Annotated in this window: 19 protein-coding genes; 11 read left to right on the top strand and 8 right to left on the bottom strand. The window is 72.1% G+C overall.

Annotation, left to right across the window (positions count from 1 at the left end; all coding sequences use genetic code 11):
- Window positions 1-208: 208 nt before the first annotated feature.
- From sigE to ACFC1X_RS34545, 5 genes are all read left to right on the top strand, one after another.
- Entirely contained in the window at window positions 209-880 is a 672-nt protein-coding gene (gene sigE / locus ACFC1X_RS34565; protein WP_376361724.1) for an RNA polymerase sigma factor SigE, read from the top strand.
- Window positions 877-1,887, top strand: a complete 1,011-nt coding sequence (locus ACFC1X_RS34560) for an anti-sigma factor family protein (protein ID WP_376361721.1) — start codon at window positions 877-879, stop codon at window positions 1,885-1,887. The genes sigE and ACFC1X_RS34560 overlap by 4 nt, the downstream gene beginning before the upstream one ends.
- 94 nt (window positions 1,888-1,981) lie before the next feature.
- Window positions 1,982-4,021: a trypsin-like peptidase domain-containing protein gene (locus tag ACFC1X_RS34555; RefSeq protein ID WP_376361719.1), complete on the top strand. Its 2,040-nt coding sequence runs from the start codon at window positions 1,982-1,984 to the stop codon at window positions 4,019-4,021.
- A 121-nt stretch (window positions 4,022-4,142) separates the two neighbouring features.
- Window positions 4,143-4,619, top strand: coding sequence for a sec-independent translocase (locus ACFC1X_RS34550; protein ID WP_376361716.1), 477 nt, complete (start codon window positions 4,143-4,145; stop codon window positions 4,617-4,619).
- 219 nt (window positions 4,620-4,838) lie between these two features.
- A complete protein-coding gene (locus ACFC1X_RS34545) occupies window positions 4,839-5,510 on the top strand; it encodes a hypothetical protein (protein ID WP_376361713.1) in 672 nt (223 codons plus the stop codon).
- Between the two features lie 75 nt (window positions 5,511-5,585).
- Here ACFC1X_RS34545 and ACFC1X_RS34540 read toward each other — a convergent pair whose 3' ends face one another.
- Genes ACFC1X_RS34540 through ACFC1X_RS34530 form a run of 3 tightly spaced genes read right to left on the bottom strand, consistent with a single transcriptional unit; the run spans window position 5,586 to window position 8,651 of the window.
- A complete protein-coding gene (locus ACFC1X_RS34540) occupies window positions 5,586-6,719 on the bottom strand; it encodes an Mrp/NBP35 family ATP-binding protein (RefSeq protein WP_376361711.1) in 1,134 nt (377 codons plus the stop codon).
- Window positions 6,720-6,763: 44 nt separating this feature from the next.
- The gene (locus ACFC1X_RS34535) at window positions 6,764-7,360 is read right to left on the bottom strand and encodes a DUF1003 domain-containing protein (RefSeq protein ID WP_376361708.1); all 597 of its coding nucleotides are present in this window, start codon (window positions 7,358-7,360) and stop codon (window positions 6,764-6,766) included.
- Window positions 7,350-8,651, bottom strand: a complete 1,302-nt coding sequence (locus ACFC1X_RS34530; protein ID WP_376361705.1) for a magnesium transporter MgtE N-terminal domain-containing protein — start codon at window positions 8,649-8,651, stop codon at window positions 7,350-7,352. The genes ACFC1X_RS34535 and ACFC1X_RS34530 overlap by 11 nt, the downstream gene beginning before the upstream one ends.
- A gap of 273 nt (window positions 8,652-8,924) precedes the next feature.
- On the opposite strand from ACFC1X_RS34530, the gene ACFC1X_RS34525 reads away from it, so the two are divergent.
- Window positions 8,925-9,665: a hypothetical protein gene (locus ACFC1X_RS34525; protein WP_376361702.1), complete on the top strand. Its 741-nt coding sequence runs from the start codon at window positions 8,925-8,927 to the stop codon at window positions 9,663-9,665.
- 13 nt (window positions 9,666-9,678) lie between these two features.
- Here ACFC1X_RS34525 and ACFC1X_RS34520 read toward each other — a convergent pair whose 3' ends face one another.
- Both ACFC1X_RS34520 and ACFC1X_RS34515 read right to left on the bottom strand, forming a co-directional pair.
- Window positions 9,679-10,188 (bottom strand): hypothetical protein, encoded by a 510-nt coding sequence (locus ACFC1X_RS34520; RefSeq protein ID WP_376361699.1) that lies wholly within the window; start codon window positions 10,186-10,188, stop codon window positions 9,679-9,681.
- 33 nt (window positions 10,189-10,221) lie between these two features.
- Window positions 10,222-11,337, bottom strand: coding sequence for a magnesium and cobalt transport protein CorA (locus ACFC1X_RS34515; RefSeq protein WP_376361696.1), 1,116 nt, complete (start codon window positions 11,335-11,337; stop codon window positions 10,222-10,224).
- A gap of 524 nt (window positions 11,338-11,861) precedes the next feature.
- On the opposite strand from ACFC1X_RS34515, the gene ACFC1X_RS34510 reads away from it, so the two are divergent.
- Window positions 11,862-12,458, top strand: coding sequence for a suppressor of fused domain protein (locus tag ACFC1X_RS34510; protein WP_161331881.1), 597 nt, complete (start codon window positions 11,862-11,864; stop codon window positions 12,456-12,458).
- 30 nt (window positions 12,459-12,488) lie between these two features.
- Here the strand turns inward: ACFC1X_RS34510 and ACFC1X_RS34505 are convergent, their stop codons facing one another.
- On the bottom strand, window positions 12,489-13,712 hold the full coding sequence (locus ACFC1X_RS34505) for an MFS transporter (protein WP_376361693.1): 1,224 nt from the start codon (window positions 13,710-13,712) through the stop codon (window positions 12,489-12,491).
- A 171-nt stretch (window positions 13,713-13,883) separates the two neighbouring features.
- On the opposite strand from ACFC1X_RS34505, the gene ACFC1X_RS34500 reads away from it, so the two are divergent.
- The 3 genes from ACFC1X_RS34500 to ACFC1X_RS34490 all read left to right on the top strand — a co-directional run bounded on the left by ACFC1X_RS34500 (window position 13,884) and on the right by ACFC1X_RS34490 (window position 16,181).
- Window positions 13,884-14,525, top strand: coding sequence for a DUF6758 family protein (locus ACFC1X_RS34500; protein WP_125492214.1), 642 nt, complete (start codon window positions 13,884-13,886; stop codon window positions 14,523-14,525).
- A gap of 130 nt (window positions 14,526-14,655) precedes the next feature.
- Window positions 14,656-15,513: a PHP domain-containing protein gene (locus tag ACFC1X_RS34495; RefSeq protein WP_376361690.1), complete on the top strand. Its 858-nt coding sequence runs from the start codon at window positions 14,656-14,658 to the stop codon at window positions 15,511-15,513.
- Between the two features lie 62 nt (window positions 15,514-15,575).
- Window positions 15,576-16,181: a MarC family protein gene (locus tag ACFC1X_RS34490; RefSeq protein WP_376361687.1), complete on the top strand. Its 606-nt coding sequence runs from the start codon at window positions 15,576-15,578 to the stop codon at window positions 16,179-16,181.
- Between the two features lie 86 nt (window positions 16,182-16,267).
- Here ACFC1X_RS34490 and ACFC1X_RS34485 read toward each other — a convergent pair whose 3' ends face one another.
- The gene (locus tag ACFC1X_RS34485) at window positions 16,268-16,420 is read right to left on the bottom strand and encodes a hypothetical protein (protein WP_087807363.1); all 153 of its coding nucleotides are present in this window, start codon (window positions 16,418-16,420) and stop codon (window positions 16,268-16,270) included.
- Between the two features lie 244 nt (window positions 16,421-16,664).
- Here ACFC1X_RS34485 and ACFC1X_RS34480 point away from each other — a divergent pair, with 244 nt between their 5' ends.
- Window positions 16,665-17,558, top strand: a complete 894-nt coding sequence (locus tag ACFC1X_RS34480; RefSeq protein ID WP_185832342.1) for an NYN domain-containing protein — start codon at window positions 16,665-16,667, stop codon at window positions 17,556-17,558.
- On the opposite strand, the gene ACFC1X_RS34475 is transcribed toward ACFC1X_RS34480, so the two are convergent.
- Window positions 17,555-18,451 (bottom strand): alpha/beta fold hydrolase, encoded by an 897-nt coding sequence (locus tag ACFC1X_RS34475; RefSeq protein WP_376361683.1) that lies wholly within the window; start codon window positions 18,449-18,451, stop codon window positions 17,555-17,557. The genes ACFC1X_RS34480 and ACFC1X_RS34475 overlap by 4 nt on opposite strands.
- Window positions 18,452-18,520 lie beyond the last annotated feature (69 nt).

Raw genomic sequence — 18,520 nt, 5'->3', positions numbered from 1 at the left:
CGTCGAGCAACTGCTGACGCAGCCGTACGAGCCGTGCCAGCACAGATCAAATTCTCGTAAAACCGCTTATCCGGAGCTAACGGGCGAGGTGGCTATGGTAGGGGCTCCACTGGACACCACCAGAGCCGACAGGGGAGGTGCGGCCGCACCCGCGGATCGGGGCGGAGTGCTGCGGCGCTTCCTCGGATCGGCAGGCAGGCCGAAATCCGTGAACGACACCGCTGCTGACCACAGCCACGCCGCCGGTCCCGCCACGGGACCCGCCCAGACCGCGACCTTCACCAGCGACGCGGACGGGCAGGCGTGGACTCCGCCCACCTGGGAGGAGATCGTCAGCACCCACAGCGGCCGGGTCTACCGCCTCGCCTACCGCCTCACCGGCAACCAGCACGACGCCGAGGACCTCACCCAGGAGGTCTTCGTCCGCGTCTTCAGGTCCCTGTCGACGTACACGCCGGGCACCTTCGAGGGCTGGCTGCACCGCATCACGACCAACCTCTTCCTGGACATGGTGCGCCGAAAGCAGCGCATCCGCTTCGACGCGCTCGGTGACGACGCGGCCGAGCGGCTGCCCAGCAAGGAGCCCACCCCGCAGCAGATCTTCCACGACGCCCACTTCGACGCGGACGTCCAGCAGGCGCTGGACACCCTCGCGCCCGAGTTCCGTGCCGCCGTCGTCCTGTGCGACATCGAGGGGCTGTCGTACGAGGAGATCGCCGCGACCCTCGGCGTCAAGCTCGGTACCGTCCGCTCCCGCATCCACCGCGGTCGCTCCCAGCTCCGCAAGGCGCTCGCCCACCGTTCACCCAAGGCGCGCGCCGAGCGTCGTTCCTTCGTGGCCGGCGTTCCCGCACTGGGAGGAGGGGGCACGAGCGCGTGAGTGGGTCACGGCCTGAATCCGAGGGACACCTCGCAGAGCAGCATCTGGGAGACCGACTCTCCGCCCTGGTGGACGGAGAGCTCGGTCATGACGCGCGTGAGCGCGTACTGGCGCACGTGGCGACCTGCCCGAAGTGCAAGACAGAGGTCGACGCGCAGCGCCGGTTGAAGAACGTCTTCGCGGAAGCCGCCCCGCCGGCCCCCTCCGAGAGCTTCCTGGCCCGCCTCCAGGGGCTGCCCGCGGGGGGTGACGGGGACGGTGGCGGCCTGCCGCCGTTCGGCGGCGGGTTCGCCGACGACCTGACCGGGCTGCCCGGAAGGCTCGGTGGTTCCGGCGCCCTCGGCCCGAAGCGGGGCGAGCGGTTCGAGTTCGACTACGCACCGCTGCGGCCGCACGCCTCCGTCCTGCCGCCGTCCGCACCGGGGCGGGGCTTCCGGATCCACGACGTGGGCCGCCAGGAGTCCGAGCGGTCGGCCTCGCGCGGACTGCGGTTCGCCTTCGCCGCCGCCGGAGCGGTCTCGCTGGCCGCCATCGCCCTGGGCGGCGTCACCTTCGGCACGCCGGACACCACCACCGACGCCCGCGGCTCGGGGACCGGCAGCAATGTGACGCCGACCCGGACCCAGGGCGCGGGAGCGGCCACCACGTCCGAGAGCCAGCGCCGCCGCACAGCCGGTCCGCTGCTCGGGCAGGCCCAGGGGCAGCGGTCGCTCGGTGACGTCCCCGTCGCTCCCACCAGCGCCTCCGCGCCGCTGGTGCCGGGGCTGCCCGGGGCCGACGCCCGCCGGCAGGCCGTGCACGCGCTGACCGCCCCGGTGACGGCCGGTGCCGCCGCCATGTCCCCGTTGATACGTCCACTGGAAGCGGTGCCGCCGCTCTCGCTCGCCTCCTGGTCGACGGCGCCCGAGGTCCGGCCACCCGCCCTGTTCGCCGCCCCCGCCCCCGACCCGGCCGTGCCCCCGGCCCCCACGGCCTCTTCGGTGCCCTCGCACCGTCCGATCCGCTGACGGGCTCTGCGCGCCGGGCCCGGAACCTGATTGAATCCGGGGTGGCGCCAGAGCCCTTGGAGCCGACGATCTGCGGCCAGCTGCGGGGGAGAACATGAACGAGGCGAAGCCCACGAAGGCGAAGTGGTGGACGCGTCCCCGCTCGTCCGAGGACGCGACCGACGGCGACTTCGAGCTGGAACGCCCTCGCGGTACGGGTCCCGAGCCCACCGACGGCGGCGACTTCGAGCTCGAACGCCCGGTGCCGCCCCGCGCGGCCGACGAGGGTGACTACGAGCTGGACCGCCCGGCGCCCGGCGGCGACGTCCCCCTGGCGACCCCGCCCGCCCAGTCGGCCGAGCGCCCCAAACCCCTCCACGAACCCGACCCGTACAGCACCCCGCCGTACGGCGAACCGGGCCCGTGGGCACCCGCCCCACCCGTCCAGCACCCGGCGACCACCCCGGCCCACGGCACGGCAACGACGCCCACGCCCGCCCTCCCCACGCCCCCGCCCGGCGCGACCCCCGACCCGGCGCTGGCGGACGCCCCACCCCCGTCCCCGCCGACCGGACACCCGGCCCCGCCCCTGCCCCACGGCACGCCGCCGCCACCCACACACGCCATCCCTACGCCCCCGCCCGGTGCAACGCCCGACCCGGCGCTGACGGACGCCCCACCCCCGTCCCCGCCGACCGGACACCCGGCCCCGCCCCTGCCCCACGGCACGCCGCCGTCACCCGCGCCCACCGCCCCCGCGCCCCCGCCCGGCGCGACCCCCGACCCGACGCTGGCGGACGCCCCGCCCCCGGTCCCTCCGGTCCGGCAGCCCGCGGGGATGCGTGACGGGGCGTCCCTCGGCGTCCCCGCACCCACGGCCGCCCCGGGTGGCGAGCCCGTCGGCGTCGGCAGCCATGCCCCCGAGCCGACGGCGGTGCAGGGCGCCGAGCCCCCGCTCGACCCCTGGGGCCGCTACGACCCCTGGGCCGCGTCGCCCGCCCCCGAGCCCCTCCAGCACAGCGGCAGGCCCCCGGGGGCGCCGGACGAGCGGCGCAGGGGGGTCAGGAAGGCGCTGATCGGCGGAGCGCTGCTCATCGCGCTGATCTCCGGCACCGTGGGCGGCGCCATCGGCGTCTACCTGGAGCGCAACGGCGGCGTGGGCACCGTAGAGCTGCCGCAGGCCGGTGCCGAGTCCGCCGAGCGGGCGCCCGGCAGCGTCGCGGCGCTGGCCGGCCGCGCCCTGCCCAGCGTGGTGACCCTGCACGTCAACGGCAGCGACGCCGCGGGCACCGGCACCGGCTTCGTCCTCGACGACCGCGGCCACATCCTGACCAACAACCACGTCGTGGACCCCGCCGGAGACGGCGGCGAGATAACGGTGACCTTCAACAGCGGCGACACCGCCGAGGCCACCGTCGTCGGCCGCGACAGCGGATACGACCTCGCCGTGGTGAAGGTGAAGGGTGTCAGCGGCCTCACCCCCATGCCCCTCGGCAACTCCGACAACGTCCGGGTCGGCGACCCCGTCGTGGCCATCGGCGCCCCCTTCGACCTGGCGGGCACGGTCACCTCCGGCATCATCAGCGCCAAGGAGCGCCCCATCACCGCCGGCGGCGAGGAGGGCGACGCCAGCGACGTGTCGTACGTCGACGCCCTCCAGACCGACGCGCCCATCAACCCGGGCAACTCCGGCGGTCCCCTCCTGGACTCCCAGGGCCGGGCCATCGGCATCAACTCCGCCATCCGCTCCGCGGGCGGCGGCAGCGCCGAGTCGGAGGGCGGCCAGTCCGGCTCCATAGGGCTCGGCTTCGCCATCCCCATCAACCAGGGCAAGCGCGTCGCCGAGGAACTGATCAACACCGGCAAGGCCAGCCACCCGGTCATCGGCATCACCCTCGACATGAACTACACGGGTGACGGCGCCCGGGTCGGCGCCGACGGATCCGCGGTCACCAAGGGCGGTCCCGGCGCCAAGGCCGGCATCAAGCCGGGTGACGTGATCACCGCGGTGGACGGACAACGCGTCCACTCCGGCGAGGAACTGATCGTCAAGACCCGCGCCCACCGCCCCGGCGACCGCCTCGAACTCACCCTTGAACGCGGCGGCAAGGAAACAAAGGTCTCCCTGGTCCTCGGCTCCTCCGACGGCGACTGAGCGGAAGGCAAACAATTCGGAAAGCGCTCGCATACACGCACTCGGGGCTCACGGGACGGTACCGGTCACGCGGGGTCGGCGGGTACCGTGGTGGCGGCCCGGACATCCCAAGGAGCTTCAGGTGTTCAATGACATAGGACCACTCGAGCTGGTCGCGCTCGTTGTTCTCGCCGTGCTCGTCTTCGGTCCGGACAAGCTCCCCAAGGTCATCCAGGACGTGACGCGCACCATCCGGAAGATCCGGGAGTTCTCGGACAGCGCCAAGCAGGACATCCGCCAGGAGCTGGGCCCCGAGTTCAAGGACTTCGAGTTCGAGGACCTCAACCCCAAGACGTTCATCCGCAAGCAGATGGAGAACGACGAGCTGGGGCTGAAGGAACTCCGCAACGGCTTCGACCTGAAGAAGGAGATGGCCGAGGTCACCGACGCGGTGCACAGCCGCGACACGGAGTCCTCGTCGTCCGGGTCCGGGTCCGGGTCCGCGTCCTCGTCCGGTTCGGGCGCCGGCCGCATCGACATGTCGAAGAAGCCCGAGAGGCCCGAGAAGCCCGAGCAGCCCGCCGAGGACCGCCCGCCCTTCGACGCCGACGCCACCTGAGCCCACCCGCCGCACCGCACCGCAGGTGACGCGTCTCATACTCCGGACGGGGCGTACCGGGCCCCAAGGCGACCTCCGGGCGACCCACGCGCCGGGCGCTTTCCCGGCTGCCGCCGGTGGTGTGGCTATGCTTCCCGAGTTGTTGTGCGGACCGGACGAGTGCGCCCGAAGGGGGGCGGGCCGTTCCGTTCCGACGAGAGCGAGGAGGCGTCCGGGCACATGGAGACGACGAGTCAGGCGGTCGCGCAGACGCCGGCCGCGGAGGGTGGACCACAGTCCCCGTCCGGCCGGCAGACGGTCGACGGCTACCTGAGTGCGCCCTTCCCGTGGTACGGCCTCGACGAGGCGTTCACGGGACGGCGCCGGCTGATGCAGATCGGTACGGCGGCCGACGGCAGCGTGGAGCACGGCTCGATCGGGCACGGCGACGAACCGTCGGTCCGCAACGAGCACGTCGCGGGCGACGAGCAGGACGCCAAGGAGAAGTTCGCGGTCGTCGTGACCGTGGCGGCCAACCCGGACCGGCGCAGCGCCGACGGCACGGGCCTGCTGGAGGCCACCTCGGTCTCCTCGGCGGCCTGGCTCGCCGGCGTGGGCCTGCTGTCCTTCACCTGGCCCGGCCAGATGGACCACTCGCTGCGCGACGACTGGCTGGAGCAGCAGACGGAGACGGCCTGGGTCCTCGCGGACGACCTCGACGGCGAGGACTGGACGACCCTGTCCCTCCCCGTGGACGGCGTGCCGACGCCCTTCCACTACCGGGAGTCCGAGTTCGGCTGGGTCCTCGCCGGGTCCACCGAGCAGGGCGTGCACCTCGGCGCCTACGGCCGGGGCATGAGCGCGTACGGCCTGGCCTTCTCGGTGGTCAAGGACATCGCCGCCTACGCCTAGCGCCCGGCGGCCGTCCGGATACGACGAGGGGCGCCGTCCTGCCGGACAGCGCCCCGGGTCACCTCGCTGGGAGGGTCAGAACTTGTTCCTCGGTGTGATCCCCAGAGACAGCCCCGAGAGGCCGCGCTGACGGCCGCCCAGCTTGCCCGCGATCGAGCGCAGGGCCGCGCCCGCCGGGGACTCCGGGTCGGACAGCACGACGGGCCTGCCCTCGTCGCCGCCCTCGCGGAGCCGGACGTCGATCGGGATGGAACCGAGCACCGGCACGGAGGCGCCGGTCGTGCGGGTGAGGCCGTCGGCGACCGACTGGCCGCCGCCCGTGCCGAACACGTCGACCATCTCGCCGCAGTGCGGGCAGGGCAGGCCGGACATGTTCTCGACGACGCCGACGATCTTCTGGTGGGTCTGCACGGCGATGGCCCCGGCGCGCTCCGCCACCTCGGCGGCGGCCTGCTGAGGGGTCGTCACGACCAGGATCTCGGCGTTCGGCACGAGCTGGGCCACGGAGATCGCGATGTCACCGGTGCCGGGCGGCAGGTCGAGCAGCAGGACGTCCAGGTCGCCCCAGTACACGTCCGCAAGGAACTGCTGGAGCGCGCGGTGCAGCATCGGGCCGCGCCAGACGACCGGGGCGTTGCCCGGCGTGAACATGCCGATGGAGATGACCTTCACGCCGTTCGCCGACGGCGGCATGATCATGTTCTCGACCTGGGTGGGGCGTCCGTCGGCGCCCAGCATGCGCGGCACGGAGTGGCCGTAGATGTCGGCGTCGACGACCCCGACCTTGAGGCCGTCCGCCGCCATCGCCGCCGCCAGGTTCACCGTCACCGACGACTTGCCGACGCCGCCCTTGCCGGACGCGACCGCGTAGACCCGGGTGAGGCTGCCGGGCTTGGCGAAGGGGACCTCGCGCTCGGTCTGGCCGCCGCGCAGGGCGCTCGCCAGCTCCTTGCGCTGCTCGTCGCTCATCACGTCCAGCTCGACGTCGACGCGCGTGACGCCCTCGACCTGCGAGACCGCGTCGGTCACGCGCTGTGTGATGGTGTCCCGCATGGGGCAGCCGGAGACCGTCAGGTACACGGCGACCGCGACCGCTCCGTCCGCACCGATCTCCACCGACTTGACCATCCCGAGCTCGGTGATGGGCCGGTTGATCTCGGGGTCGTTCACCGTCGCCAGTGCTTCGCGCACCGCGTCTTCCGTAGCCATAGTGACGATGGTACGGCGCCGGACACCGGGCAGGGTAAGCCCCGTCAGCGGTCGTGTACGTCACGCCCCGGCGGGCGATCCGCCGGGAATACCCCGCGGTCGGGGTGGTGGCCGTTCTGCCGCTCCTCCAGGTCCCGGAGCACATCCTGCAGCTCGGAGCGGATCCAGTCCCTGGTGGCGACCTCGCCCAGGCCGATGCGCAGGGAGGCGATCTCCCGGGTCAGGTACTCGGTGTCGGCGATCGACCGCTCGTTCTGCTTGCGGTCCTGCTCGAGATTGACCCGGTCCCGGTCGTCCTGCCGGTTCTGCGCGAGCAGGATCAGAGGGGCCGCGTAGGAAGCCTGCAGCGAGAGCATCAGCGTCAGGAAGATGAACGGGTACTCGTCGAACCGCAGGCCGCTCGGCGCGGACACGTTCCACACCACCCACAGGATGATGACGAACGTCATCCAGACGATGAACCGCCCGGTGCCCAGGAACCGCGCGACCCGCTCCGAGAGCCGGCCGAAGGACTCCGGGTCCCACTCGGGCAGGATGCGGCGGCGCGGCGCGCGGGGCTGGTCCAGGCGGGCACGGGAACGGGAGGCCGTGGCTCCCGACGCGGCCCGCTCCCGGGTCGCCGTCTCACGCTCAGGCACCATCGGCGCTCCCCTCCTTCGCCGCCCCGGCCGGCTCGTCGAGGTGGAACTCGGTCTCCCGCCAGTCGTCGGGCAGCATGTGATCCAGTACGTCGTCCACGGTGACCGCGCCGAGCAGCGATCCGGAGTCGTCCACGACCGGCGCCGCGACCATGTCGTACGCGGCGAAGAACCCGGCGACGACGGGCAGTGCGGCGTCCGGGTCCAGGGGCCGCAGATCGTCGTCGAGGATCGACCCGACCAGGGTGTACGGGGGATCGCGCAGCAGGCGCTGGAAGTGGACGGTGCCCAGGTACTTGCCGGTCGGCGTCTCCTCCGGCGGCCGGCACACGTAGACCTGGGCGGCGTGCGCCGGGGACAGGTCGGGGTTGCGGATCCGGGCCAGGGCGTCGGCGACGGTCGCGTCGGGCCGCAGCACGATCGGCTCGGTGGTCATCAGACCGCCGGCCGTGTGCTCCTCGTACGCCATCAGGCGCCGCATGTCCGCCGCGTCGTCCGGCTGCATCAGGCTCAGCAGCCGCTCCTTGTCCTCCTCGGGCAGCTCGCCGAGCAGGTCGGCCGCGTCGTCGGGGTCCATCGCCTCCAGCACGTCCGCGGCCCGCTCCTCCTTGAGCTTGCCGAGGATCTCGATCTGGTCGTCCTCCGGCAGCTCCTCCAGTACGTCGGCCAGGCGGTCGTCGTCGAGGGCGGCGGCGACCTCCGCGCGGCGCTTGGCGGACAGGTGGTGCAGGACGTTGGCGAGGTCGGCGGGGCGCAGCTGCTCGAAGGTGGCGAGGAGGTTCTCGGCGCCCTGCCCGTGCTCCTCCACGGAGAAGCCGGTGACGCCGGACCACTCGACGGTCAGGGTCTCGCCCTTGGCCCGCCGGAAGGCGCCGCCCTTCCTGCCCTTGCGCACGAAGACCTTGTCGATCTCCCAGTCCCGGCGGGCCGGCAGCTGCTGCACCGACAGGTCAAGCACGGTGACCTCCTCGCCCGTCTCGGTGAGCTGGACCCGCCGGTCGAGCAGCTCGCCGAAGACGAGGCGCTCGGTGGGCCGCTGCTCGAAGCGCCGGACGTTGACCACTCCGGTGGTGATGACCTGGCCGGACTCGATGCCGGTGATCCGGGTCATGGGCAGGAAGATACGGCGGCGGGTGGTGAGTTCGACGACCAGCCCGAGCACCCGCGGGGGTTTGCGGCCGACCCGGAGCATGACGACCAGGTCGCGCACCCGACCCACCTGGTCGCCGGCCGGGTCGAACACGGCGATGCCGGAGAGATGGGAGACGAAGATCCGGGGGGCGCCCGCTGCCATGGCCGCGGCTCCTTTTCGTAAGCGTGCCTCAGAGTGCGTGGCTCAGAGTGCGTGACGGCTGATTCGTACGGTGTCTCTTTTCCGAATTGCCCGCTCGGACGGGCTTCAGGCTAGCCCGTCCCGATCGGCCGCGCCCTGGCGGCCGGTCCGGACGGACTGGCTCCGTTCGCCCTCCGGGGCCCCGGTACGCTGCGGTACGCCGTCCGGTCGGTCAGCCCGCCACCGGCGTCCGTACGCCTCGTGTCAGCCCCTGTCAGAAAGGCAGTTCCACCTGTGTCTGTGACTCCCCGGAGCCGTGTCCGCAGGGCCGCTCTCAAGGGCGTGGTGTGTGCCCTGGCCGCGGTGACGGGCGCGGGGCTGACGGGATGCGGCGGCGAGGACCCGGACGCGGGCACCAACGGCCTCGGGAAGCTTCCGGCCGACAAGATCCAGACCAAGTCCCGCTCGGTCGCCCAGTCCGCCGAGACGGTGCGCCTGCACGGCACCGTGGCCGCCGGCGGGAGCACGTACCGCCTCGACATGCGGCTGAAGGCCGACGGCGGCACCGGCTCGGTCGCCGCCGAGGGGACGACGTTCGGGCTGCTGCGCGTCGGCGAGCAGCTCTTCCTCAAGGCCGACGCCGGGTTCTGGAGCCACGACGGCGGCGACGCCAAGGCCGCCGAGAAGCTGGCCGGCAAGTACGTGAAGGTGCCGCAGGGCGACCCCGTGTACAAGAAGTTCAGCGGCTTCACGGACAAGGACGTCCTCCTCGGAGGTCTGCTGACGCTGCACGGCGAGGTCAAGACCGACGGCCGGCACGAGCAGGCGGGCGTCCGCACCATCCGGATCACCGGCGACGACGGCGCCGGCGGCTCGCTCGACGTCTCCCTGGAGGGCGCGCCGTACCCGCTGCGGCTGGTGCGGGCGGGCAGCGCGGGCACGCTGAGCTTCTCGGACTGGAACAAGGACTTCGCGCTCAAGGAGCCACCGAAGGACGACACCCTGGACTACGGCAAGCAGCTCCCGTCGTCCTGATCCCGGACCGGCCCTACCGGCGGCGCCGCTTCAGCAGCAGGCGGGGGAGTCCGGCCGGTGCCGGGTTCCGGGTCGTCGCCGAGGTCGGCAGGGGCGGCTCGGCCAGCGCGTCGTCGGGCAGCGGGGCCGTGGTCCCGGTCGGTTCCAGCCGGAGCACCCGGCACTCGCGGGCCCAGCGGTCGGTCATGGCCTCGCCGTCGGGGGCGTTGAGGCGCTTGCCCTTGAGGTCGGCGACCGCGGCCTGCCACGCCTCGGAACCGGACGGCAGCTCCACGACCCGGGCCGCCCAGGTGACCAGCCGGCCGCCCTTGTCCTTGCTGCGCACCGTCACCTCGGCCGCGGCCCCGTCCGTCAGCCCCGGCAGCGGCTGCTCGCCGGGCCCGTCGCCGACGACGCAGGCCGCGCCCTCGTGCCAGACGTGCCACAGCGCCCGGGCGGGCACGCCGGGACCCTTGGCCCAGATGAGGCCGGACTTCTTCGTGGCCTCCTCGACGAGGGCCTGGTCGAGCAGCTCGCGTGTCATGCGGTCAGCCTATCCAGCGCCCGTCCGCCCCGGTCAGAGCCAGCCGTTGCGCTTGAGCGTGCGGTGGATGCCCAGGCAGATGACGACGGTGACGGACAGGACCAGCGGATAGCCGAACTTCCAGTGGGTCTCCGGCATGTAGTCGAAGTTCATCCCGTACACCCCGCACACCATCGTCGGTACGGCGATGATCGCCGCCCACGAGGTGATCTTGCGCATGTCCTCGTTCTGCGCGACGGACGCCTGGGCGAGGTTGGCCTGGAGGATCGAGTTCAGCAGCTCGTCGAAGCCCACGACCTGTTCCTGCACCCGGGCCACGTGGTCGGCGACGTCCCGGAAGTACTTCTGGATCTCCGGGTCGATCAGCCGCATCGGCCGCTCGCTCAGCAGCAGCATGGGGCGCAGCAGCGGCGCCACCGCCCGCTTGAACTCCAGCACCTCGCGCTTGAGTTGGTAGATCCGGCCGGCGTCCGTGCCGCGCGGGCTGCCCTTGCGGCCCGGCGAGAACACCTCCGTCTCGACCTCGTCGATGTCGTCCTGCACCGCGTCGGCGACCGCGATGTAGCCGTCCACGACGTGGTCGGCGATGGCGTGCAGCACCGCCGAGGGGCCCTTGAGCAGCAGCTCGGGGTCCTCCTGGAGCCGGTGCCGCAGCGCGCGCAGCGAGCCCTGCCCGCCGTGCCGGACGGTGATGAAGAAGTCCCGCCCGGTGAAGCACATGACCTCGCCGGTCTCGACGACCTCGCTGCTGGCGGTCAGCTCGTCGTGGTCGACGTAGTGGATGGTCTTGAAGACCGTGAACAGGGAGTCGTCGTAGCGCTCCAGCTTGGGCCGCTGGTGGGCCTGGACGGCGTCCTCCACGGCCAGCGGGTGCAGCCCGAATTCCCGGGCGATACCGGCGAACTCGTCCTCGGTGGGCTCGTGCAGACCGATCCACACGAAGCCGCCGTCGCGGCGCACCTGGCGCATCGCCGTGTGCGGGGTCAGCGGCGTGTCCGTCTCGACGCGGGCACCGTCGCGGTAGACGGCGCAGTCGACGACGGCGGACGGGGTCCCCGGGTCGCGGGTGGTGTCGTAGGCGCCGTTGTCCTTGCGCAGAGAGACGCGGGACGGGCGGACCGCGGCGCGCAGGTCACGGATCATCGACATGGGAGGCTCCTTCGCGACGGGCAGCGAACGGGGCCGGAGACGGGTGGAACCGCCCGGAATGGGGACGTCCTGGCTACGCGTGCTCGGCGCGTCCACAAAGCGGGGGGCACCGCACCGTCGCGGTGGCCGGCTTCGCTGCTGATTCAGCTGCTGACACGGATCGACGCGAGGGGCGTCGATGGATCGGATCAGGCACTACGAGACGGAGTGCTCTTCCGCGTGAAGGGCGCGCGGACGGAAAGCGGCAGCGGCAGGAACCGGAACAGCTGCGTCAGTGGCCGGAAGAGCGGGTGGTACTGCACGGTCGACTTCGGTCCATGCCGCCCACCTCCTCCGGCCGGTCCCTCGTGAGGGACGATCCATACCCCTTGTTTGGAGGGGTTCCCCGTAGGGGAGTCTTCATAGCGTCGGGTGCTTGATCGCGATGCGCTGAGCGCTGCCCCGAACCGCTGGCCCAGAGTACCAGTCACCCAAGGTGTCAAGGCGCCGCTTTGCCGGTTCACGACGAGTTCTATGCTCGCCGCATGGCTGATGTTCTTCCTCTGGTGGAGGCCCGGTTGCGCAGCGCGCTGGGCGAACCGGACGCACGCGCGGCGGTCACCTTCCTCGGCACCGACCGCATCGAGGTGCTGCGCTTCCCCGCCGCGGGCCAGGAGGGCGACATCGTCCGCTACGCCACCCTCGGTATGTCGGCGCAGCCCATGGCGGATCCGACGGCCCCGCTCGCCGACCCGGTCAAGGGGCCCCGCGCCGAGCTGGTGCTCTCCGTCCGGGCCGGCGTCGCCGACACCGGCAAGGTGCTGCGGCCGCTCGCCGTGCTGGCGGCCTCCCCGCAGGTCGAGGGCGTGATCGTGGCGCCGGGCGCCTCGCTGGACGTGGGGGAGGCGCTGTGGCCCGGGGCGCCGTTCACCTCGGTCCTGGTCGCCGAGCCGGGCGGCCTGGTCGAGGACCTGGAGCTGGACGCCCCGCTGGACCCCGTACGGTTCCTGCCGCTGCTGCCGATGACGCCGAACGAGGCCGCCTGGAAGCGCGTGCACGGCGCGCAGGCCCTCCAGGAGCGCTGGCTGACGCACGGGACGGACCTGCGCGATCCGTCCCGCAGGTCCGTCCCACTGGAGTGACGGAACTCACCAAGTCCGTCTCCCCGCTTCTCAGTTGGCGAAGACGGTGACGCTGTCCTCGGTCGCGTGCCCGGTCTCCAGCTCCTCCGCCTCGTGGGTGAGCGCCCGGCGCCGTACGAGGACCACGACCGCGCCCAGCACGGCGGTGACGGCCGCCACCACGAACGGGATGTGGATGTCGGTCCACTCCTCGATCTTCGGCGCGAAGTAGGGCGCGGCCGCCGCCGCGAACCAGCGCACGAAGTTGTACCCGGCGCTCGCCACCGGCCGCGGCGCGTCCGACACCCCGAGGGCCAGCTCGGTGTAGACGGTGTTGTTCACGCCGATGAACGCGCCGGACAGGATCGTGCAGACGATCGCGGCGGTGTGGTTGCCGTAGCCGAGGACCAGTACGTCGGCCGCGAGCAGCACCAGCGAGCCACCGAGCACCTTCAGCGAGCCGAACCGCTTCTGCATGCGCGGCGCGACCAGGACCGAGAAGACGGCGAGCAGCACACCCCAGGCGAAGAACACCGCGCCGGACTTGTACGGGGTCATGTTCAGCACGAACGGGGTGAAGGCCAGCACCGTGAAGAACGTGTAGTTGTAGAAGAAGGCCGAGACCGCGGCGGAGGCGAGGCCGCCGTGGCCGAGCGCCCTGATCGGGTCGAGCAGTGACGTCTTGCGGGCCGGCCTCGGCTGTTCCTTGAGGAACACGGTGATGCAAAGGAAGCCGATCGCCATCAGGAAGGCCGTGCCGAAGAACGGGTAGCGCCAGCTGGCGTCGCCGAGCAGGGCGCCGAGCAGCGGGCCGCACGCCATGCCGAGGCCGAGCGCGGACTCGTAGAGCAGGATCGCCGCCGCGCTGCCCCCGGCCGCGGCGCCGACGATGACGGCGAGGGCGGTCGAGACGAACAGCGCGTTGCCCAGACCCCAGCCGGCCCGGTAGCCGACGAGCTGGCCGACCGTGTCGGAGGTGCCCGCGAGACCGGCGAAGACCACGACGAAGGCCAGGCCGAGCAGCAGGGTCTTGCGTCCGCCGATGCGGCTGGAGACGAAGCCGGTGACCAGCATCGCGAGCGCGGTGATGAGGAAGTACGAGGTGAACAGCAGGGAGACCTGGCCGGCGCTCGCGTCCAGGCCCTTCGCGATGGACGGCAGGATCGGGTCGACGAGCCCGATGCCCATGAAGGCCACGACGGACGCGCCGGCCGTCGCCCACACCGCCTTGGGCTGTCGCAGGATGCCGCCCGCACCCGCGTCGAAGGGGTCCATGCCAGTGCTCCAATGCCGACGAGATGGTTGGTGTTTACACATACTAAGTTAGTTCCGCTAATTAATGCAACGTACACCTAAACTCGCAGGTGTGGGCCCGGGACGCGGGCTTCCCTCCGGATGGGTGATCGTCCTTGACGTGGGGGAGTGAGGGTAGGACCGTGGGGCTGTATGAGGGGCGAACCCAGTTGCCCGAAGTGTGGTGGCCGGGTCAGGGCTCCCGGTCTCTTCGCCGATTCCTGGCAGTGCGATCTGCACGGCACCGTGCATCCGCTCCAGCCCGTGCTCCCGCCCAGCGTCGAGGCGCTCGGTGTCGTGGTGCACCGCACCCAGGTGCCGGTCTGGATGCCCTGGCCGCTGCCGGTCGGCTGGCTGTTCACCGGGGTGGCCTGCGCGGGCGACGACCGCACCGGTGGGCGCGCGACCGCGGTGGCCTGTTCCGGGCCGGGACCGCTCGGCGGCATCGGTGAGCTGATCCTGATCGCCGAGGAACTCGGTGTCGGCCTGGGCGCGCGCTACGCCGGCCTCGACGCCCCCGACCCGGGGCCGTACATGAACGTGGAGAAGCCGCCGCAGGCCAAGGTCCTGGCCGCCGGCCGTCCGACCCCCCTCTGGCACGTCTCGGGCGGACCCGTCGACCGCGCGGTCTTCGCCGGGGAGGCCCTGGGCATGTGGCTGTGGGCCGTCGTGTGGCCCGAGCGGTCGGGGCTGCTGATGTACGAGGAACTGGTGCTCACCGACCTGCGGGACGCGGGTGCCGAGATCGACCTGGTGCCGTGCGGGGCCCTGTCGCCTCGGCTGATCCAGCCCTAGGGTCTGTCCGACGCCTCGGTGCGGGCCTGGTGTAGGGGGCGCAAGGCCCTTGCGGGTGTGACAGGGCGGGGTGCGGTACCGGTTATCCTTGAGCGTCCCTTCCGTCCCGTCACCGTTTGGAGTCAGCGTCGTGCGCATCGATCTGCACACCCACTCCACCGCGTCCGACGGCACGGACACCCCGGCCCAGCTGGTGCGCAAGGCCGCCACGGCCGGTCTCGACGTCGTCGCGCTCACCGACCACGACACCACCCGCGGCCACGCCGAGGCCCTCGCCGCGCTGCCCGAGGGCCTGACCCTGGTCACCGGGGCCGAGCTCTCCTGCCGGCTCGACGGCGTCAGCATGCACATGCTGGCCTACCTCTTCGACCCCGAGGAGCCCGCCCTGCTCGCCGAGCGCGAGCTGGTCCGCGACGACCGCGTGCCGCGGGCCCGTGGCATGGTCGCGAAACTCAACGGCCTGGGCGTGCCCGTCACCTGGGAGCAGGTGGCCCGCATCGCCGGCGACGGCTCGGTCGGGCGGCCGCACGTGGCCACCGCGCTGGTGGAACTCGGCGTCGTGCCGACGGTGGGCGACGCCTTCACCGCGGACTGGCTGGCCGACGGCGGCCGGGCCTTCGTCGAGAAGCACGAGACCGACCCCTTCGAGGCGCTCCGGCTGATCAAGGGCGCCGGCGGAGTCGCCGTCTTCGCCCACCCGGCCGCCGTCAAGCGGGGCCGCACCGTGCCGGAGACCGCGATCGCCGACCTGGCCGCCGCCGGGCTCGACGGCATAGAGGTCGACCACATGGACCACGACGCGGACACCCGGGCACGGCTGCGCGGGATCGCGAAGGAGCTGGGGCTCCTGACGACCGGCTCCAGCGACTACCACGGCAGCCGGAAGACCTGCGTGCTCGGCCAGTACACGACCGACCCCGAGGTGTACGGGGAGATCACGCGACGGGCGTTCGGGGCGTTCCCCGTGCCGGGGGCCGGCGGGGCCTGAGCCTCACCTCCCGCGCGACCTGTCCCTCTCCCGCCCTCTCCCGCAAGGCCAGTAGCTCACCCATGTTCGACTTCGCCGTCTTCGGCTCCCTCTTCCTGACCCTTTTCGTCATCATGGATCCCCCCGGGATCACCCCGATCTTCCTCGCGCTGACCTCCGGGCGCCCCGCCAAGGTGCAGCGGCGGATGGCCCTCCAGGCGGTCTGCGTCGCCGGTGGCGTGATCACCGTCTTCGGTCTGCTCGGGCACCAGATCCTGGACTACCTGCACGTGTCCGTGCCCGCCCTGATGATCGCGGGCGGGCTGCTGCTCCTGCTGATCGCCCTCGACCTGCTCACCGGCAAGACGGACGAGCCGAAGCAGACCAAGGACGTCAACGTGGCGCTGGTGCCGCTGGGCATGCCGCTGCTCGCCGGGCCCGGAGCGATCGTGTCGGTCATCCTCGCCGTGCAGAAGGCGGACGGCGTGACCGGCCAGGTCTCGGTGTGGGCGGCAATCCTCGCCATCCACGTGGTGTTGTGGCTGGTGATGCGGTACTCGTTGCTGATCATCCGCGTCATCAAGGACGGCGGTGTGGTCCTGGTGACCCGGCTCGCGGGCATGATGCTCTCCGCGATCGCGGTCCAGCAGATCATCAACGGTGTCACGCAGGTGATCCAGGGCGCCTGAGCGCGGTCCCCGGACACGCACCCGACACGCACGGGGCCCCCGTACGGCGTTCCGTACGGGGGCCCCGGGTGTGTGAAGGGTCCGCGCTACAAGGCCGAGGGTTCGGCGGGGCGGATCCACAGGCGCTGTCCGATGGCGGCGGCCTGCTGGACGATCCGGTTTACGGAGGCGGCGTCCACGACAGTCGTGTCGACGGGGGTCCCGTCGACGTCGTCGAGTCGCATGACTTCAAAGCGCATGGCCTCTCCCTTGATCTGGTCATCCTCCTGAGGAGAACTACTGGTGTGGCTCCTGGGTCGTCGGTGCCCGGGCTTCCGTATAAGTCAACGGGATGCCCGATGCAAACATTCCCTACGCTAAGGAAATTTTTCGAACGACTAATTACTGACAGGTAAGCGTCTTGTTGCGGCGCGATGGGTGTCCGATACAAGACTGACCGGGACCAGTTGTGTTCGCAGCGTGACCGCCGGGACAATGGAGGCGATGAACGCCGACCTCGCGTCCCTGAACGCCCGTATCGACCGCACCAACGAGCTGCTGCTGCGCATGCTCGCCGAGGTGGCGAAGACACCCTCGACCCACGCGATCTTCGTCGACGCCGGATACCTGTACGCGGCGGCGGGGCGGCTGGTGACCGGGACCGAGGACCGCCGGGCCTTCGACCTGGACGCCGAGGGGCTGATCGAGGCGCTCATCGACAAGGCGCGCACCATCTTCGCGGACAGCCGCCTGCTCCGCGTCTACTGGTACGACGGCGCCCGCCGCCGCATCCACACCGCCGAGCAGCAGTCCATCGCCGAACTGCCGGACGTCAAGGTGCGCCTGGGCAACCTCAACGCCAACAACCAGCAGAAGGGCGTCGACTCCCTCATCCGCTCCGACCTGGAGTCCCTCGCCCGGTACCGCGCCATCAGCGACGCGGCGCTGCTCGGCGGTGACGAGGACCTGGTCTCCGCGGTCGAGGCCGCGCAGGGGTACGGCGCCCGCGTCCACCTCTGGGGCATCGAGGCCCCCGACGGCCGCAACCAGGCCGACCCGCTGCTCTGGGAGGTCGACAGCCAGCGCACCTTCGACCTGGAGTTCTTCAAGCCGTACGTCTCCCGGCGCGCGGCCCAGGCCTTCGACGCGGCGGGCACCCGGCCGGCCCGCGAGGACGTCCGCTTCGTGGGCGCGCAGATCGCGGCGAAGTGGCTGGCCGCCCGCGGCCGCGACACCCTGCTGGAACTCCTCCCCGGCCACCCCTACCTCCCCGGCTCGGTCGACCAGGACCTGCTGGTGGAGGCCGAGGGCCTGCTCCAGTACTCGCTGCGCGGCCAGGCCGACCTGAGACGGGCCCTGCGGGACGGCTTCTGGGAGCACCTGCGGGCGCAGTACTAGGGACCGGCCTCCGTGGGGCGCTGAAGGACGTCGTCCCAGAAGTCGGCGAGTGCGCGGGCGGTCGGCTGGGGCTGGTCGGTGTTGGGGGAGTGCTCGGCGCCGGCGACCACGGTCCGGCGCGCGTCCAGGCGTACGGCCATCTCGTCCAGGAGGGGTACGGGCCAGGTGTCGTCGTAGGCGCCGGACAGCACGTGATACGGCAGCGCCAGCGCGGCCAGCTCCGCGACCCGGTCCGGCTCCGTGCACAACTGGCGCCCCGTCGCGCGCAGTTGGGCGGGCCTGGTGCCCAGCCAGCGCTCGCGCAGCCGCACCGGGTCCTCCGGGCCGTGGGCGGGGGCCGGGGCGCCGACCTCCTCGGGCGGCCCCATGGCCTGCATCACCTGCCAGACCTCGGCCATCGTCAAGGTGTCGAGCGCGTCCCGCAGCAGCTTCACGCGCAGCCGCTGGGACTCGGAGATCCGCGCCGGGCCCGAGGAGACCAGCGTGAGGGAGACGAAGGGGGCGTGGTCGAGCAGGACGGCGGCCCGCGCGATCTGGCCGCCGAGGGAGTGCCCGACGAGATGGACGGGCGTCCCGAGGGCGGCGACCTGCGCGAGCACGTCCCGGGCCAGCTCGGGGCGCGCGTAGCCGGCCTCGTCGTGCTCGGGGCCGTCCGACTCGTACTGCCCCCGCCCGTCGACGGCGACCGTACGGTACCCGCGCACCCCGAGCGGTGCGTGCAGCAGCGTGAAGTCCTCCTTGCTGCCGGTGAACCCGGGCAGCATCAGGACCGTTCCCCGCGCCGCCACCCCGTCGGCCACGGGCGAGTCGACGACGGCGAACTCACCGCGCACGGTGGACATCCGGTACGCGCGGGCGCCCGGCGGTGGACTGAAGGCGGCGTTCCTGCTCACGGGCAGAGGTTATCGGTCGGAGGCGTACGGGAACGCCGTGTGGGCGGCCCCCCCGCTGGGGGGGGGCGC

The organism is Streptomyces sp. NPDC056128 (assembly GCF_042263835.1).
In the GTDB taxonomy this organism is placed as follows: domain Bacteria; phylum Actinomycetota; class Actinomycetes; order Streptomycetales; family Streptomycetaceae; genus Streptomyces.
The sequence above is the reverse complement of the archived record's forward strand: the minus strand, read 5'-3'. Positions and strand labels throughout refer to the sequence as shown.

Bases quoted from the DNA above. Each gene is read 5' to 3' on its own strand.
- ACFC1X_RS34540 (WP_376361711.1), bottom strand. From the start codon at position 6,719: ATGGCTACGGAAGACGCGGTGCGCGAAGCACTGGCGACGGTGAACGAC.
- ACFC1X_RS34520 (WP_376361699.1), bottom strand. From the start codon at position 10,188: ATGACACGCGAGCTGCTCGACCAGGCCCTCGTCGAGGAGGCCACGAAG.
- ACFC1X_RS34535 (WP_376361708.1), bottom strand. From the start codon at position 7,360: ATGGTGCCTGAGCGTGAGACGGCGACCCGGGAGCGGGCCGCGTCGGGA.
- ACFC1X_RS34515 (WP_376361696.1), bottom strand. From the start codon at position 11,337: ATGTCGATGATCCGTGACCTGCGCGCCGCGGTCCGCCCGTCCCGCGTC.
- ACFC1X_RS34510 (WP_161331881.1), top strand. From the start codon at position 11,862: ATGGCTGATGTTCTTCCTCTGGTGGAGGCCCGGTTGCGCAGCGCGCTG.
- ACFC1X_RS34530 (WP_376361705.1), bottom strand. From the start codon at position 8,651: ATGGCAGCGGGCGCCCCCCGGATCTTCGTCTCCCATCTCTCCGGCATC.
- ACFC1X_RS34555 (WP_376361719.1), top strand. From the start codon at position 1,982: ATGAACGAGGCGAAGCCCACGAAGGCGAAGTGGTGGACGCGTCCCCGC.
- ACFC1X_RS34485 (WP_087807363.1), bottom strand. From the start codon at position 16,420: ATGCGCTTTGAAGTCATGCGACTCGACGACGTCGACGGGACCCCCGTC.
- ACFC1X_RS34545 (WP_376361713.1), top strand. From the start codon at position 4,839: ATGGAGACGACGAGTCAGGCGGTCGCGCAGACGCCGGCCGCGGAGGGT.
- ACFC1X_RS34490 (WP_376361687.1), top strand. From the start codon at position 15,576: ATGTTCGACTTCGCCGTCTTCGGCTCCCTCTTCCTGACCCTTTTCGTC.
- ACFC1X_RS34480 (WP_185832342.1), top strand. From the start codon at position 16,665: ATGAACGCCGACCTCGCGTCCCTGAACGCCCGTATCGACCGCACCAAC.
- ACFC1X_RS34505 (WP_376361693.1), bottom strand. From the start codon at position 13,712: ATGGACCCCTTCGACGCGGGTGCGGGCGGCATCCTGCGACAGCCCAAG.
- ACFC1X_RS34500 (WP_125492214.1), top strand. From the start codon at position 13,884: ATGAGGGGCGAACCCAGTTGCCCGAAGTGTGGTGGCCGGGTCAGGGCT.